General features: G+C 57.3%; 13 protein-coding genes. 1 reads left to right on the forward strand and 12 read right to left on the reverse strand.

The genetic code is table 11. From position 1 onward, the window contains the following. Positions 1-9: 9 nt before the first annotated feature. Positions 10-210, forward strand: coding sequence for a DNA gyrase inhibitor YacG (yacG, locus tag AFK63_RS14920; protein ID WP_007748637.1), 201 nt, complete (start codon positions 10-12; stop codon positions 208-210). Here the strand turns inward: yacG and mutT are convergent. From mutT to murD, 12 genes are all read right to left on the reverse strand, one after another. After that, complete coding sequence (gene mutT / locus AFK63_RS14925) at positions 207-602, reverse strand: 8-oxo-dGTP diphosphatase MutT (protein ID WP_038864830.1); 396 nt, start codon at positions 600-602, stop codon at positions 207-209. The two genes, yacG and mutT, sit on opposite strands and share 4 nt — an antisense overlap. 59 nt (positions 603-661) lie before the next feature. Continuing rightward, complete coding sequence (gene secA, locus AFK63_RS14930; protein WP_038864833.1) at positions 662-3367, reverse strand: preprotein translocase subunit SecA; 2706 nt, start codon at positions 3365-3367, stop codon at positions 662-664. A gap of 58 nt (positions 3368-3425) precedes the next feature. Beyond that, entirely contained in the window at positions 3426-3929 is a 504-nt protein-coding gene (gene secM / locus AFK63_RS14935; RefSeq protein ID WP_071603733.1) for a secA translation cis-regulator SecM, read from the reverse strand. Positions 3930-4217: 288 nt separating this feature from the next. Beyond that, positions 4218-5135 (reverse strand): UDP-3-O-acyl-N-acetylglucosamine deacetylase, encoded by a 918-nt coding sequence (lpxC, locus tag AFK63_RS14940; RefSeq protein WP_004388392.1) that lies wholly within the window; start codon positions 5133-5135, stop codon positions 4218-4220. A 101-nt stretch (positions 5136-5236) separates the two neighbouring features. Then, on the reverse strand, positions 5237-6388 hold the full coding sequence (gene ftsZ, locus AFK63_RS14945) for a cell division protein FtsZ (protein WP_007677031.1): 1152 nt from the start codon (positions 6386-6388) through the stop codon (positions 5237-5239). A gap of 63 nt (positions 6389-6451) precedes the next feature. Further along, positions 6452-7708 (reverse strand): cell division protein FtsA, encoded by a 1257-nt coding sequence (ftsA, locus tag AFK63_RS14950; RefSeq protein ID WP_004388394.1) that lies wholly within the window; start codon positions 7706-7708, stop codon positions 6452-6454. Then, positions 7705-8535 carry a cell division protein FtsQ gene (ftsQ, locus tag AFK63_RS14955; RefSeq protein ID WP_038864843.1) on the reverse strand — a complete coding sequence of 277 codons (831 nt, stop codon included), beginning with the start codon at positions 8533-8535 and terminating at the stop codon, positions 7705-7707. The genes ftsA and ftsQ overlap by 4 nt, the downstream gene beginning before the upstream one ends. Before the next feature lies 1 nt (position 8536). Further along, positions 8537-9457: a D-alanine--D-alanine ligase gene (locus AFK63_RS14960; protein ID WP_038864845.1), complete on the reverse strand. Its 921-nt coding sequence runs from the start codon at positions 9455-9457 to the stop codon at positions 8537-8539. Next, positions 9450-10916 carry a UDP-N-acetylmuramate--L-alanine ligase gene (gene murC / locus AFK63_RS14965; RefSeq protein WP_038864847.1) on the reverse strand — a complete coding sequence of 489 codons (1467 nt, stop codon included), beginning with the start codon at positions 10914-10916 and terminating at the stop codon, positions 9450-9452. Before murC ends, AFK63_RS14960 begins: the two co-directional genes overlap by 8 nt. Before the next feature lie 68 nt (positions 10917-10984). Beyond that, the gene (murG, locus tag AFK63_RS14970) at positions 10985-12052 is read right to left on the reverse strand and encodes an undecaprenyldiphospho-muramoylpentapeptide beta-N-acetylglucosaminyltransferase (RefSeq protein ID WP_038864849.1); all 1068 of its coding nucleotides are present in this window, start codon (positions 12050-12052) and stop codon (positions 10985-10987) included. Continuing rightward, positions 12049-13293, reverse strand: a complete 1245-nt coding sequence (gene ftsW, locus AFK63_RS14975) for a cell division protein FtsW (RefSeq protein ID WP_038864851.1) — start codon at positions 13291-13293, stop codon at positions 12049-12051. The genes murG and ftsW overlap by 4 nt, the downstream gene beginning before the upstream one ends. Beyond that, entirely contained in the window at positions 13293-14609 is a 1317-nt protein-coding gene (gene murD, locus AFK63_RS14980) for a UDP-N-acetylmuramoyl-L-alanine--D-glutamate ligase (protein WP_038864856.1), read from the reverse strand. The genes ftsW and murD overlap by 1 nt, the downstream gene beginning before the upstream one ends. Between the last annotated feature and the right edge of the window lie 2 nt (positions 14610-14611).

The raw sequence follows: 14611 nt of genomic DNA on the forward strand, positions 1-14611 counted from the left end.
GGAATCTCTATGTCAGACGCAACTATCGTTAACTGCCCAACCTGCGGCAAAGAAATTATCTGGGGCGAACAGAGCCCGTATCGTCCCTTTTGCTCGAAACGCTGCCAGCTTATCGATCTGGGCGAATGGGCCGCTGAAGAGAAACGCATTCCCAGCAGCGGCGATCGCTCCGACAGTGACGGCTGGAGTGAAGAAGAAAACCTGCCTTAAGGTTGCGCGCGGCGCAGCTTAGCAATCACAGGCTCGTTAGCCGGAGGAAACGCCTCCGCTTCCAGAGCCTGCTGATGCACCCAGCGCCCCGGCTGCCCTTCTTTCCCCCACGGCTTCCCTTCCCAGCTTTCCACCAGGAAAAACCACAGACTGATGTGGCGATCCGTAAAGGCATACTCCAGTGTTTCAAACAGCGTGGCGGACGTCACGACGATCCCGGTCTCCTCCTGGAGCTCACGGCGCAGCGCCGCCTCCGGCGTTTCGCCCGCTTCGATTTTACCGCCAGGAAATTCCCATTTATTCGCCATGTGCGCATCGGCGGCACGCTGCGTAATAAAGATTTCGCCCTGTGGATTACGTATGATGCCTACCGCGATTTGCAGTTTTTTCATTCTTTTTTCCTGTAAAAAAGGCGCAGATATCTGCGCCTTTTGTGATGCTTAATAACGGGTTAGCTTAAGCGGCCGTGGCACTGCTTATATTTCTTACCGGAGCCGCACGGGCACGGATCGTTGCGGCCTACTTTGCGCTCGCCGCTCTGCTCGGCAAGTGCGGCCGCGGCAGCGGTTTCGTCATCCTGATGGCTGAGCTGCTGCATCTGCGCCAGGCGCTCCGCTTCTTCACGTCGCTGCTGCTCCATCGCTTCCACCTCTTCCGGCATACGCACCTGTACTTTGCTGAGCGTGCTGATCACTTCATACTTCAGCGACTCCAGCATGGCTGCGAACATAGCGAAAGATTCACGCTTATATTCCTGCTTCGGATCTTTTTGCGCATAACCGCGCAGGTGGATACCCTGACGCAGGTAATCCATTGCCGCCAGATGCTCTTTCCAGAGTGAATCCAGCGTCTGCAGCATCACGCCTTTTTCGAAGTGACGCATCATCTCAGCGCCAACCACTTCTTCTTTACGGGCATAGACCTCTTTCGCGCTTTCCAGAATACGCTCGCGCAGGGTTTCTTCATGCAGATCCGGCTCTTTATCCAGCCACTCTGCAATCGGCAACTCCAGATCGAAATCGTTTTTCAGACGCTCCTGCAGGCCCGGAATGTCCCACATCTCTTCCAGCGACTGCGGCGGAATATGCGCATCGATGGTCGCTTTGAACACATCTTCGCGGATGCTGTTAATGGTGTCGCTGATGTCAGCCACATCCAGCAGCTCGTTACGCTGGGTGTAGATGGCGCGGCGCTGATCGTTGGCGACGTCATCATATTCCAGTAGCTGTTTACGGATGTCGAAGTTACGGCTTTCCACTTTACGCTGCGCGTTGGCAATCGCCTTCGTGACCCAGGGGTGCTCAATCGCCTCGCCCGGTTTCATCCCCAGTTTACGCATCATGTTAGCTACGCGATCCGAGGCGAAAATACGCATCAGCGCATCTTCCATGGAGAGGTAGAAGCGAGAAGAACCCGGATCGCCCTGACGACCGGAACGGCCACGCAGCTGGTTGTCGATACGGCGCGACTCGTGGCGCTCGGTGCCGATAATGTGCAGACCGCCCGATGCCAGTACCGCATCGTGACGTTTCTGCCAGTCGGCTTTGATCTGCGCAATCTGTTCTTCGGTCGGCGCTTCCAGCTCGGCGACTTCTGCCTGCCAGCTGCCGCCCAGCATGATATCGGTACCACGGCCTGCCATGTTGGTGGCGATAGTCACTGCGCCCGGATAACCCGCCTGCGCGACGATATCTGCTTCACGTGCATGGAACTTGGCGTTCAGGACGTTGTGCTGGATGCCCGCTTTGGTCAGCGCCTGAGAAATCACTTCGGATTTCTCAATGGAGATAGTACCCACCAGCACCGGCTGGCCTTTCGCCGTACGATCTTTAATATCTTCGATGATCGCGTCTATCTTCTCGGCTTCGGTCATGTAAACCAGATCCGGCAGATCCTTACGCACCATCGGACGGTTCGTCGGCACCACAACGGTATCCAGCTTATAGATAGAGCTGAATTCAAACGCTTCGGTATCCGCCGTACCGGTCATCCCGGCCAACTTTTCATAGAGGCGGAAATAGTTCTGGAACGTAATGGATGCCAGCGTCTGGTTTTCATTCTGAATTTCCACGCCTTCTTTGGCTTCCACCGCCTGATGGAGACCATCAGACCAGCGACGGCCCTGCATGGTACGACCGGTGTGTTCATCGACAATGATGACTTCACCATCTTTAACGATGTAGTCAACATCGCGAGTGAAAAGCGCATGCGCGCGTAGCGCGGCGGTGACGTGATGCATCAGCATGATGTTGCCCGGCGAATAAAGCGACTCGCCTTCGTCCATGATGCCTTCTTTAACCAGCAGCTCCTCGACCAGCACCAGCCCGCGTTCAGTCAGGTTAACCTGACGCGCTTTTTCGTCGACAGAGAAGTGACCTTCGCCCTGGAAGGTGTCGGAGTCTTCTTTCTCCTGACGCACCAGATGGGGGATGATTTTGTTAACTTTTTTGTAAAGCTCAGAGCTGTCTTCCGCCGGGCCGGAGATGATAAGCGGCGTACGGGCTTCATCGATAAGAATGGAGTCAACCTCATCCACCAGCGCGTAATGGAGTTTACGCTGTACGCGCTCTTCCGGGCTGAACGCCATGTTGTCGCGCAGGTAGTCGAAACCGTATTCGTTGTTGGTGCCGTAGGTGATATCCGCAGCATAGGCTTCGCGTTTCGCAGGGGCTGGCATGCCGGACATGTTCACCGCGACGCTCATGCCCAGGAATTCAAACAGCGGGCGGTTGTTTTCGGCGTCACGCTGCGCCAGGTAGTCGTTGACGGTCACAACGTGAACGCCTTTACCGGTCAGCGCATTCAGGTAGGCCGGCAGCGTCGCCGTCAGGGTTTTACCTTCACCGGTACGCATTTCCGCGATGCAGCGATCGTTAAGCACCATACCGCCCAGAAGCTGTACGTCAAAGTGACGCATGCCAAAGACGCGCTTGCTTGCCTCACGTACCACCGCGAAGGCTTCCGGCAGCAGGTTTTCCAGCGTTTCGCCCTTTTCCAGACGCGCGCGGAACTCAGCGGTTTTACCTTTCAGCTCTTCATCGGAAAGCTTTTCCAGCGCCGGTTCCATACCATTAATAAGCGCAACGGCCTTACGCATACGGCGTAAAGTACGATCGTTACGACTACCAAATACCTTGGTTAACATTTTGATTAACATAATAAATTCTCTCAAGCCTCGCACAGGCAAAAATAAGATAATTAAAAAACGGACAGACTCAGGCGAGGAGACGAGGACCGGCGCGGATGCCCTGCACCTGGCTTATCCAGGCGGGAACCGTAAAGGAAAGACGCGGACGCAAACGCGGCGCGGGCTGGACAGGCGCGGCAGCAGGCTGAAACGCCTGCGTCAGCATCGCGCTTAAGGTGTCGAGCAGCGCAAGATGCTGCGCTTTAAGCGGAAAGCTTTCCTCCATCGCCATGGGCAACGCTTGCGGTGCCATAGCGAAAGAGAGATGACGGATAACGGTGCGAATGGCGTGTTGTTGCCAGTAATCCACCCCGAATGCCGCCGAACGGCGGGATGTTTCGCCGAGCAGTACCAGTGAATCGAAACTGCGCAGCGTGCCGGTATGACTGCTGCTGGCCTCCGCAGGCGCGGCAGGTTCAGCGTTATTATTGAGCGCAGGCAGGCCAAGACTGGCCGCGACCATCCCCAACAGGAGATGCGGCCAGAAATAGCGTCTTCCAAACTGTCGCCAACGCGTGAATATACCAGGCACTGTAACCCACCGGATAACGCCGGCAGGGCCAGCGTTAGATTGTCATTAATAAGGGCATAAATACTACCATCATTCCTGCGAGGCGGCAGCAGTATCGCTGCGATACCTTACGCAATCCGCACAAGAAACCAGCAGTTAGTCATTACCAGAGAGATGCTAAAGCAGGGAAAAAGGCGACGAGAAAAATGGTTGTACAAGAGCAATGCAAAAGCGCAATAAAAAACGACTGGCGAACACAGGCCGGAGAGAGTACCTGGTTTACCAGTCGTCTTTAGTCAGACTATGCTGTTACGCCAGCACCAGCGACGGCGCTTTGAAAGCCAGAGGCAGTTCAGCCTCGTCTTCATAGGTGACATATTCCCAGGCTTCCTGTTTGGCCAGGACAGCCTGAAGCAGTTTGTTGTTCAGCGCATGGCCTGATTTATAGGCGGTAAACGCGCCGATAATGTTGTGGCCACACATGAACAGGTCACCAATCGCATCCAGCATTTTGTGACGAACAAATTCATCTTCAAAACGCAGGCCGTCTTCGTTCAGAACGCGATAATCGTCAACAACGATGGCACAATCGAAGCTGCCGCCCAGGCACAAACCGCGGGACTGCAGATATTCGATATCACGCATAAAACCGAAGGTACGGGCACGGCTAATCTGGCGCATAAAGGCGTCTGCAGAGAAGTTCATGCAGTAACGCTGATTGCTGGCATCAATCGCCGGGTGATTGAAGTCAATGGTGAAATCCAGCGAAAAACCGTTATACGGTTTGAATTCCGCCCACTTATCACCGTCTTCAACACGCACGGTTTCTTTGATGCGTACAAATTTCTTCGCAACGTTCAGTTCATCAATACCTGCATCAACCAGCAGGTAAACGAACGGCGCGGCACTGCCATCCATAATCGGGATTTCAGGCGCGTCGACTTCGACGATGATGTTGTCGATACCAAGGCCAGCTAAGGCCGCGTTCAGGTGCTCGACGGTAGAAATCCGCACATCATGCTCATTGACCAGGCAAGTACAGAGCATGGTATCACGCACAGATTTGGCATCGGCCGGGAAGTCTACCGGAGGATTCAAGTCGGTGCGACGATAGATGACCCCGGTATTTGCCGGCGCAGGGCGCAGCGTCAGGGTGACTTTTTTGCCGGTATGTAAACCGACGCCAGTCGCCTGAACGATACGTTTAAGAGTCCTTTGTTTGATCATCGTATAATCTCGCCAAATAATTCACCTTACCGATAGTGTACATCACAACCGGTGGGGCATTTTAGCACAAAGAGCGCATATGCCCAACTTCCGGCTTATTCTTAATCAGCCTGCTTACGCAGAAACGCCGGGATATCCAGATAATCTGGCTCTTTCGCGGTCTGCGGCGTCGGGTCGTTGACGACTTTAGAAGCCGGTTTCTGCTCCTGAGTCAGCGGCGCCATACCATGCTGCTGGTAGCGATCCATAGCTGGCTGTTGCGCCTGCTTGTTAGTCACCAGCGTGATTTCAGGGCGCTTGTCCATACCGATACCGGTCGCAACAACGGTCACGCGCAGTTCGTCGTTCATATCCGGGTCGAGAGACGTACCGATAACCACGGTCGCGTTATCCGACGCGAAAGCACGAATAGTGTTACCCACGGTTTCAAACTCATCCAGACGCAGGTCGAAGCCCGCGGTGATGTTGACCAGAACACCACGCGCGCCGGACAGATCGATATCTTCCAGCAGCGGAGAAGAGATAGCCATTTCGGCGGCTTCTTCCGCACGGTCTTCACCGCTCGCAACGCCGGAGCCCATCATGGCGTAACCCATTTCAGACATTACGGTGCGCACGTCCGCAAAGTCGACGTTCATCAGACCCGGGCGCGTAATCAGCTCGGCGATACCCTGTACCGCGCCTTTCAGCACGTCGTTGGCTGCGCCGAACGCATCCAGCAGGGAGATCCCACGACCCAGCACTTTCAGCAGCTTGTCGTTAGGAATGGTGATCAGGGAATCGACATGACGGGAGAGTTCGGCAATACCCTGTTCGGCAAACGCCATGCGCTTTTTGCCTTCAAAGTTAAATGGCTTGGTGACAACAGCCACGGTCAGGATGCCGAGGTCTTTCGCCACTTCAGCAACAACCGGTGCTGCGCCGGTACCGGTGCCGCCGCCCATACCGGCTGCGATAAACACCATGTCTGCGCCATCTAAGGCGGCGCGCAGCGCTTCACGGTCTTCTTCCGCAGCGTTACGACCGACTTCCGGGTTTGCGCCTGCGCCCAGACCTTTAGTGATGCCGCTACCAATCTGGATAGTCTGGCCGACTGCGGTTTTACGCAGCGCCTGGGCATCCGTGTTTACTGCGAAGAACTCCACGCCTTCGATGCGCTCGCGCACCATATGTTCTACGGCGTTACCGCCGCCGCCACCGACGCCGATGACTTTAATCACCGCGTCGTTGGTCAGTTCCATAGGTTCAAACATAATGTCTCTCCGTTTTGTGCCTTTCGCCTGAGACCGCTAATTTTGTCCGGTCTCTGAAAAAAATTAAAACTCTTTTCGCAGCCAGCTGTTGATCCGTTTGATCCACGAGCCAACTGAAGTCCGTTTTTCCACTTCCGCCTCACCGCTCAGATGCGATTCTTTACCATAATGCAGTAAACCCACCGCCGTGGAGTAATAAGGCTCCTGGGCGTAATCGGTAAGGCCAGTAATATTTAAAGGTTGTCCAATACGTACTTGCGTATGGAACACCCGCTGCGCGCAGGCTGCCAGACCTTCAATTTGCGCCGCGCCGCCGGTTAATACAATCCCCGCCGCAAGATGATGTTTCACACCCTGCTGGCGAAGCTGCTCCTGCAACTGCAGAATTTCTTCGTTCACCAGATTAAGCAGCTCGGTATAACGCGGCTCAATCACTTCCGCCAGCGTCTGACGCTGCAGGCTGCGCGGCGGACGACCGCCCACGCTCGGCACTTCAACGCTCTCGTCTTTGCCAACGAGGGAGCCCAGCGCGCAACCGTGGCGTACTTTTATCGCTTCGGCATCGCTCGGCGGCGTGCCAAACGCGTAAGCAATATCACTGGTCACGACGTTACCCGCGTAAGGAATAACTTTAGTATGACGCAGCGCACCGCCGGTATAGACGGCGATATCCATTGTACCACCGCCGATATCCACTACGCAGACGCCCAGCTCACGCTCGTCTTCCGTTAATACGGAATAACTGGACGCCAGGCCCGCAAAAATAAGTTGGTCAACTTTCAGGCCGCAACGTTCCACTGCCTTGACGATGTTTTTCGCCATGTCGTTGTGACAGGTGATTAAATGTACTTTCGCCTGCATGCGAACGCCGGATAACCCAACGGGGTTTTTAATCCCTTCCTGGTAATCAATAGCGTATTCCTGAGGAATTACATGCAAAACGCGATGTTCGTCACGAACGCGTACTGATTTTGCGGTATGGACAACATTTTCAACATCTTCCTGCGTTACTTCCTCTTCAGAGATCGGCACCATGCCAATTTCGTTCTGGCAGCTGATATGCTTGCCGGAAAGCGCCAGGTAGACCGAAGAAATCTGGCAATCCGCCATCAGTTCGGCCTGGTCTATTGCGCGCTGAACGCACTTCACCACGGACTCCAGATCGTTGACGCCGCCTTTATCCATCCCGCGGGACGGACAGCTCCCCACGCCAATGATATTGATCATACCGTCGGGCAGAACTTCCCCTACCAAAGCGGCGACCTTCGCGGTGCCAATCTCCAGTCCAACTACCAGTTTTCTGTCCGTCGCCTTAATCATTGTTGCTCTGCCTGTGCCTGATTCTGTTGCTGATTAATTTCCTCAGTGGGGGCCGGCTCCCAGCCGACCGCCGCGCCGGAATCGTAGCGTAAATCGACGTAGCTTATCCGCTTGCCGTCAGTTTGCGCTTGCTGTTGCAGAACCGGGTACAGCTCTACAAAGCGTTCCAGGCGTTTCATGGTGTCATCCCGGCCGAGGTTGAGCTTGATATCATTGCTCAGCGTCACCTGCCAGGAGCGACGCGCGGTCATCGCCGCTTCTTTCAACGTAAATTTATCTTTCGCCAGTACCTGGCCCATCGCCCGGTAACCTTGCAGCACTTCGTTCTCGCTGCCTTCAGGGCCGTAAAGCAGCGGTAAGCTCTGCTTATTGGCGCGATCGGACGGCACGCTAAAAGCGGTGCCGTCGGTATCGATCATGTGCTGGTCATTCCAGCGTGCTATCGGCACATATTCAACCAGATGAATCTTCAATTCGTCCGGCCACTGCTTTCTTACGCTTGCTTGTTTGATCCACGGCAAGCGTTCTATCTGATTCTGGATGATATTCACGTCCTGCGTCATAAACGTTCCCGGCGCGCCCAGCGCCAGAATGGACTGACGAATATCATCGTTGCGGGTGTAATGGCGTTCGCCTGTCACCACCAGCTTTGACAGCGGCAGGCGCTGGGCGTCTTCCATCCATCCCAGCACCATCCAGCCGCCGAATATCACGGTTAACACGACCGCCAGCAGAAAGACGATGCCTGCAAGACGCGTCCCATTATTACGGCGCGAAACCGTATTTTCTTCAGGACGATTTTTCGTGTTCAGCGCAGCCTGCGACATATCAGTCCGCCAGCTCCAGAATACGCACCACCAGCTGCGAGAAGCTCATCCCTGCCTGACGCGCCGCCATCGGCACCAGACTATGACTGGTCATACCCGGCGCCGTGTTCACTTCAAGCAGATAAAACCCGCCGTCGCTGTCCTGCATCACGTCCACGCGGCCCCAGCCCTGACAGCCCAGCACGCGCCAGGCGTCCATTACCAGCGCCTGCAGCGCCTGCTCGCGGTCGGCTGAAATCCCGCTCGGGCAGAAATATTGCGTCTCGTCCGAGAGATATTTCGCCTCGTAGTCGTAAAACACGCCGGCAGGCTGAATGCGAATCGAGGGCAGGATGTCGTCTCCCAGGATAGCCACGGTAAACTCCGGGCCGCTCAGCCATTTTTCGACCAGCACTTCGCTGTCATGTTCAAACGCCAGCGCCAGTGCAGGCATCAGCGCATCGGCGCTGTCGACTTTCGACATACCAACGCTTGAACCCTCACGGCTCGGCTTCACGATAACCGGCAGGCCAAGCGCGGCGATACGCGCTTTCAGCGTCTCGCTCAGGCCGCTTACGATATCGCGGCGCTCCAGGGCCACCCACGGCGCGACCGGCAACCCGGCGCCCTGCCAGAGCAGTTTGGTGCGCAATTTATCTATCGTGATCGCCGAAGCCATCACGCCGCTGCCGGTGTAAGGCAGGCCGAGATATTCCAGCGTCCCCTGCAGCGTGCCGTCTTCACCGCCGCGACCATGCAGCGCGATAAAAACTTTATCGAACCCTTCTTCTTTCAGCGTCGTGACGCACACGTCGCGCGGGTCAATCGCATACGCATCGACGCCCGCCTGTTTCAGGCCCGCCAGCACGGCGCTGCCTGATTGCAGGGAGACCTCACGCTCCGCTGAGCTGCCGCCCAGCAGTACGGCAATTTTCTCAGCCATGCGCGTTCTCCTCCGGTTGCAGCTTCGCTTCCGCCAGCTGGCGGGCAATTTTACCGATATTGCCCGCGCCCTGAACCAGAATCAAATCGTTGCCCGACAGGACCGGCGCCAGCATGGCGGCGACTTGCGTCGGATCGGAGACCAGAATCGGGTCTACTTTGCCGCGCGCACGAATGGTGCGGCACAGCGAACGGCTGTCGGCGCCAGGAATCGGCGCTTCGCCCGCCGGGTATACGTCCAGCATTAACAGTACGTCAACCTGGGACAATACGTTGGCGAAATCGTCATACAGATCGCGCGTACGGGTATAACGATGCGGCTGGAAAATCATCACCAGATTTTTCTCCGGCCAGCCCGCGCGCGCCGCGCGTACGGTCGCGTCGACTTCCGTCGGGTGATGACCGTAGTCATCCACCAGCATTGCGGTGCCCGCTTTGCCGTTCACATCAGCAAGCGGATACTCGCCCAGGAAATCGAAACGACGCCCGGTGCCCTGGAAGCTCTCCAGCGCGCGCAGAATGGCCTCGTCTTCAATCCCTTCTTCCGTGGCCACCGACACCGCCGCCGCCGCGTTGAGCGCGTTATGGCGGCCAGGGGCGTTAAGAGTCACGTGCAGTTCAGGCTTGTCCTGACGCACGAGAGTGAAATGGCCCTGCGCGCCGGTCTGACGATAATTTTCCACACGTACATCGGCATCTTCGCTGAAACCATAAGTGGTAATTTGACGGCCAACGCGTGGCAGCAGCTCACGGATAACCGGATCGTCCACACACATCACCGCACGGCCGTAAAACGGCAGATTGTGCAGAAAGTTAATAAACGTCTGTTTCAGGTTCTCAAAATCACCATGATACGTGTCCATATGGTCGGCTTCGATATTCGTCACAATGGCCACCATTGGCTGCAAATGCAGGAATGACGCGTCGCTTTCGTCCGCTTCAGCAATCAGATAACGGCTGTTGCCAAGGCGCGCATGCGTCCCTGCCGCTTTAACCAGCCCGCCGTTAACGAAAGTTGGGTCCAGCCCGGCTTCAGCGTAAATGCTCGACACCATCGCGGTGGTCGTGGTCTTGCCATGCGTACCGGCGACAGCGATGCCGTGGCGAAAGCGCATCAACTCCGCCAGCATCTCCGCGCGGCGAATAACCGGAATGCGCGCCTCGTGGGCCGCCACAATTTCCGGGTTATCCGCAGAAATGGCGCTGGAGACCACCACCACGCTCGCATCCAGAACGTTTTCCGGACGGTGGTTGAAATAAATCGTGGCGCCCAGCGCCGTCAACTGCTGCGTGACAGCGTTCGGTGCCAGATCGGACCCGCTGATCTGGTAGCCTTCGTTAGCCAGCACTTCCGCAATACCGCCCATACCGGCGCCGCCGATGCCAACGAAGTGAATGTGCCGGACGCGACGCATCTCGGGCACGATAGAACGCAGTTTCGCCAGTTGTTGTGTATTCATTCTTTAAAAGCCTTTGGCAAACGCCATAACATCATCAATTCACGCGGAACAAACATTATCCGCAATCGTTACGCGCGGGCGACCGCGCGTACTTCATCCGCGACCCGTTCGGTCGCGTCGGGAATAGCGGTAGCGCGCGCCCGCTCAGCCATGTCGAGCAGCGTGACGCGATCCCATCCCTTCAGCGTCTCGCTTACCGCCTCAACGGTAAACTGCGGCTGCTCCAGAATCTTCGCGGCGCCAGCTTTCTCCAGCGGCAGCGCGTTCCAGTACTGCTGTCGGTCTTTATGCTGGAACGGTACGAACAGCGCCGGTAAGCCCGCCGCGGCGATTTCACTTACCGTCAGCGCGCCGGAGCGGCAGACAACCACATCCGCCCACGCGTAGGCAGCCGCCATGTCGTCGATAAATTCCGTCACTTTATGCTGCGGCTGACCCGCGTCGGCATACGCCTTTTGCACGTCCGCCTGCGCGCCTTTACCGCTCTGATGCCAGATAGTCACGGCATCGGCCAGTTGCGCCGCCACCTGCGGCATCGTCTGGTTCAATACGCGCGCGCCCTGGGAGCCGCCAACCACCAGCACCCGTACCGGCCCCTCGCGGCCAGCCAGACGCGCCTGCGGCAACGGCAGCGCCAGCACGTCAGTGCGCACCGGGTTACCCACCACGTCCGCTTTCGGGAACGCGCCAGGAAACGCCTGCATGACGCGGCTGGCGATTTTCGCGAGCCACTTATTCGTCAGCCCCGCGATGCCGTTTTGCTCATGCAGCACGACCGGAATACCGAGCGACCACGCCGCCAGCCCGCCAGGACCAGAAACATAGCCGCCCATGCCCAGCACCACATCGGGCTGGAAACGCTTCATGATCGCCCGCGCCTGACGCCAGGCGTTAAAAATACGCACCGGCGCCAGCAGCAGCGCCTTCATGCCTTTACCACGCAGGCCGGAGATGCGAATAAAATCGATCTCAATGCCGTGTTTCGGCACCAGGTCTGCCTCCATGCGATCGGCGGTCCCCAGCCAGCGAACCTGCCATCCCTGCGCCATCAGATGGTGCGCTACGGCGAGCCCCGGAAAGACGTGTCCGCCCGTTCCGCCCGCCATCACCATCAGCCGCTTTGGTTGACCACTCATCGTGAACCTCGTGTAAACGCCTGGGCTTTCTCCAGACGCGTTTCATAATCTATGCGCAACAAAAACATAATCGCCGTCGACATGATAAGCAGGCTCGAGCCGCCGTAACTGATAAGCGGCAGCGTCAGGCCCTTCGTTGGCAGCATACCCGCCGCCGCGCCGACGTTAACCAGCGCCTGGAAGCTAAACCAGATGCCGATAGAACAGGCCAAAAAGCCCGCAAAACGCTGATCGATTTCCAGCGCGCGACGCCCGATCGACATGGCGCGAAAAGCCACGAAGAATACCATCAAAAGCGCCAGTACCACACCGATATATCCCAGTTCTTCCCCAATAATGGAGAAGATGAAGTCGGTATGCGCTTCGGGTAAATACTCCAGCTTCTGGACGGAATTTCCCAGCCCCTGTCCCCACAACTCGCCGCGGCCAAACGCCATCAGCGACTGGGTAAGCTGGTAGCCGCTACCAAACGGATCTTCCCACGGGTTCCAGAACGAGGTTACGCGGCGAATACGGTACGGCTCGGCGAGGATCAGCAGCACGACCGCCGAGATGCCCATGCCGATAATCGCGATGAACTGCCAGAGCTTGGCACCTGCAAGAAACAGCATCGCAAGCGTCGTGACGAACAGCACCACCACGGTACCGAGGTCAGGCTGCGCGAGCAGCAGTACCGCCATGACGAGGATCACGCCCATCGGTTTTAAGAAGCCGCGCAGGTTGTTGCGCACCTCGTCAACCTTACGCACCAGGTAGTTCGAGAGGTAACAAAAGAGCGACAGCTTGGAGAATTCCGCAGGCTGGATACGCAGCGGGCCGAGCGCAATCCAGCGGGACGCCCCGTTGACCGAGCTCCCTACTACCAGCACGATCAGCAGCATCACTATGGAAGCTATCAGCATCGCGGCGCTGTGGCGTTGCCAGAATTCCATCGGAAGACGCAGCGTAACAAGCGCCAGAGCAAATGCCAGCAGAATGTAGATGCCGTCACGCTTGGCGAACAGGAACGGATCGTTTGCCAGACGCTGCCCCACCGGCATCGACGCCGAAGTCACCATGATAAAACCGATCGCCGCAAGCCCGAACGTCAGCCATAGCAGCGTGCGGTCGTACATGACCAGGCTGGTGGTGTCTTTCTCGCGCGAGCCCATTACCCAGCCACGGAGCGCCATAAACAGCCAGGCGAGAATACCCATACCGGGCAGACGCGGCAGGCGAAGGCGCGGGAGAGATAAACGCATCAGCCAAGCTCCTTCGCAAGACGCGTAAAGACGTCGCCGCGCTGTTCGAAATTCTTAAACTGATCGAGGCTGGCGCAGGCCGGTGAAAGCAGCACCATATCGCCCGGCTGCACGCGCCCGGCAATCAATTTCATCGCCTCTTCCATCGTCTCTGTGCGTTCCGCCACTTCCGGGCGCAGCGCCGCCAGCGCGTCGCCGTCGCGGCCAAAGCAATAGAGACGCACGCGATCGCCCGTCAGGTAGCGCGCCAGCGGCGAGAAATCCGCTGATTTACCGTCGCCGCCCAGCAGCAGATGCAGCGTACCATCGAGATGCAGGCCGTTCAGCGCCGCCTCGGTGCTGCCAACGTTGGTCGCTTTGGAGTCGTTAATCCAGCGCACGCCGTTATGCTCGAAAGCGAGCTGGAAACGGTGCGCCAGACCGCCAAATGTGGTGAGCGCTTTCAGACTGCTGGCGCGTGGCAGGCCCGCGGCGTCAGCCAGCGCCAGCGCCGCCAGCGCATTGGTGTAGTTATGCTGTCCAACCAGCTGCATCTCTTTGACATTCAGGACTTTCTCGCCCCGCACGCGCAGCCAGGTTTCGCCCTGCTGGCGATTGAGGTGATAATCTCCGACATCAATACCGAAGCTTACGCAGCGCGCGTCAGCGCCGCGCACCGGCATGGTCAGCGCATCGTCCGCGTTCACCACGCACACCGTCGCGTTTTCATAAATCCGTAATTTTGCCGCGCGATACTGCTGCAGGCCGAGCGGGTAACGATCCATGTGATCTTCGGTCACGTTAAGGATAGTCGCGGCTGCTGCCTTCAGGCTGTACGTGGTCTCCAGCTGGAAGCTGGAAAGCTCAAGCACATAAAGCTCACGCCCTTCTTCCAGCAGCATTAACGCCGGCAAGCCAATATTGCCGCCGACGCCAACGTTCACGCCCGCCGCTTTCGCCATTTCGCCTACCAGCGTGGTCACGGTGCTTTTCCCGTTTGAGCCGGTAATCGCAATAACGGGGGCCTGCGCTTCGCGACAGAACAGCTCGATATCGCCGACGATCTCAACGCCGGCCTCCGCTGCCGCGCTTAATGACGGATGCGCGAGCGCAATGCCCGGGCTCGCCACAATCAGATCGGCCTCTAACAGCCAGGCGTCATTCAGCGAGCCGAGATGGCGCTCCACCTCTTCCGGCAGCTTATCAAGCCCCGGCGGAGAGATTCGGGTATCCATGACGCGCGGCGTCACGCCGCGTCCCAGGAAAAAGTCCACGCAGGAAAGGCCGGTTAACCCAAGCCCGATAATGACGACTTTTTTTCCCTGATAATCTGCCATGA

The organism is Cronobacter muytjensii ATCC 51329, assembly GCF_001277195.1.
Taxonomy (GTDB): domain Bacteria; phylum Pseudomonadota; class Gammaproteobacteria; order Enterobacterales; family Enterobacteriaceae; genus Cronobacter; species Cronobacter muytjensii.

Bases quoted from the DNA above. Each gene is read 5' to 3' on its own strand.
- lpxC (WP_004388392.1), bottom strand. From the start codon at position 5,135: ATGATCAAACAAAGGACTCTTAAACGTATCGTTCAGGCGACTGGCGTC.
- ftsZ (WP_007677031.1), bottom strand. From the start codon at position 6,388: ATGTTTGAACCTATGGAACTGACCAACGACGCGGTGATTAAAGTCATC.
- secA (WP_038864833.1), bottom strand. From the start codon at position 3,367: ATGTTAATCAAAATGTTAACCAAGGTATTTGGTAGTCGTAACGATCGT.
- murC (WP_038864847.1), bottom strand. From the start codon at position 10,916: ATGAATACACAACAACTGGCGAAACTGCGTTCTATCGTGCCCGAGATG.
- mutT (WP_038864830.1), bottom strand. From the start codon at position 602: ATGAAAAAACTGCAAATCGCGGTAGGCATCATACGTAATCCACAGGGC.
- ftsQ (WP_038864843.1), bottom strand. From the start codon at position 8,535: ATGTCGCAGGCTGCGCTGAACACGAAAAATCGTCCTGAAGAAAATACG.
- AFK63_RS14960 (WP_038864845.1), bottom strand. From the start codon at position 9,457: ATGGCTGAGAAAATTGCCGTACTGCTGGGCGGCAGCTCAGCGGAGCGT.
- ftsW (WP_038864851.1), bottom strand. From the start codon at position 13,293: ATGCGTTTATCTCTCCCGCGCCTTCGCCTGCCGCGTCTGCCCGGTATG.
- murG (WP_038864849.1), bottom strand. From the start codon at position 12,052: ATGAGTGGTCAACCAAAGCGGCTGATGGTGATGGCGGGCGGAACGGGC.
- ftsA (WP_004388394.1), bottom strand. From the start codon at position 7,708: ATGATTAAGGCGACGGACAGAAAACTGGTAGTTGGACTGGAGATTGGC.
- murD (WP_038864856.1), bottom strand. From the start codon at position 14,609: ATGGCAGATTATCAGGGAAAAAAAGTCGTCATTATCGGGCTTGGGTTA.
- yacG (WP_007748637.1), top strand. From the start codon at position 10: ATGTCAGACGCAACTATCGTTAACTGCCCAACCTGCGGCAAAGAAATT.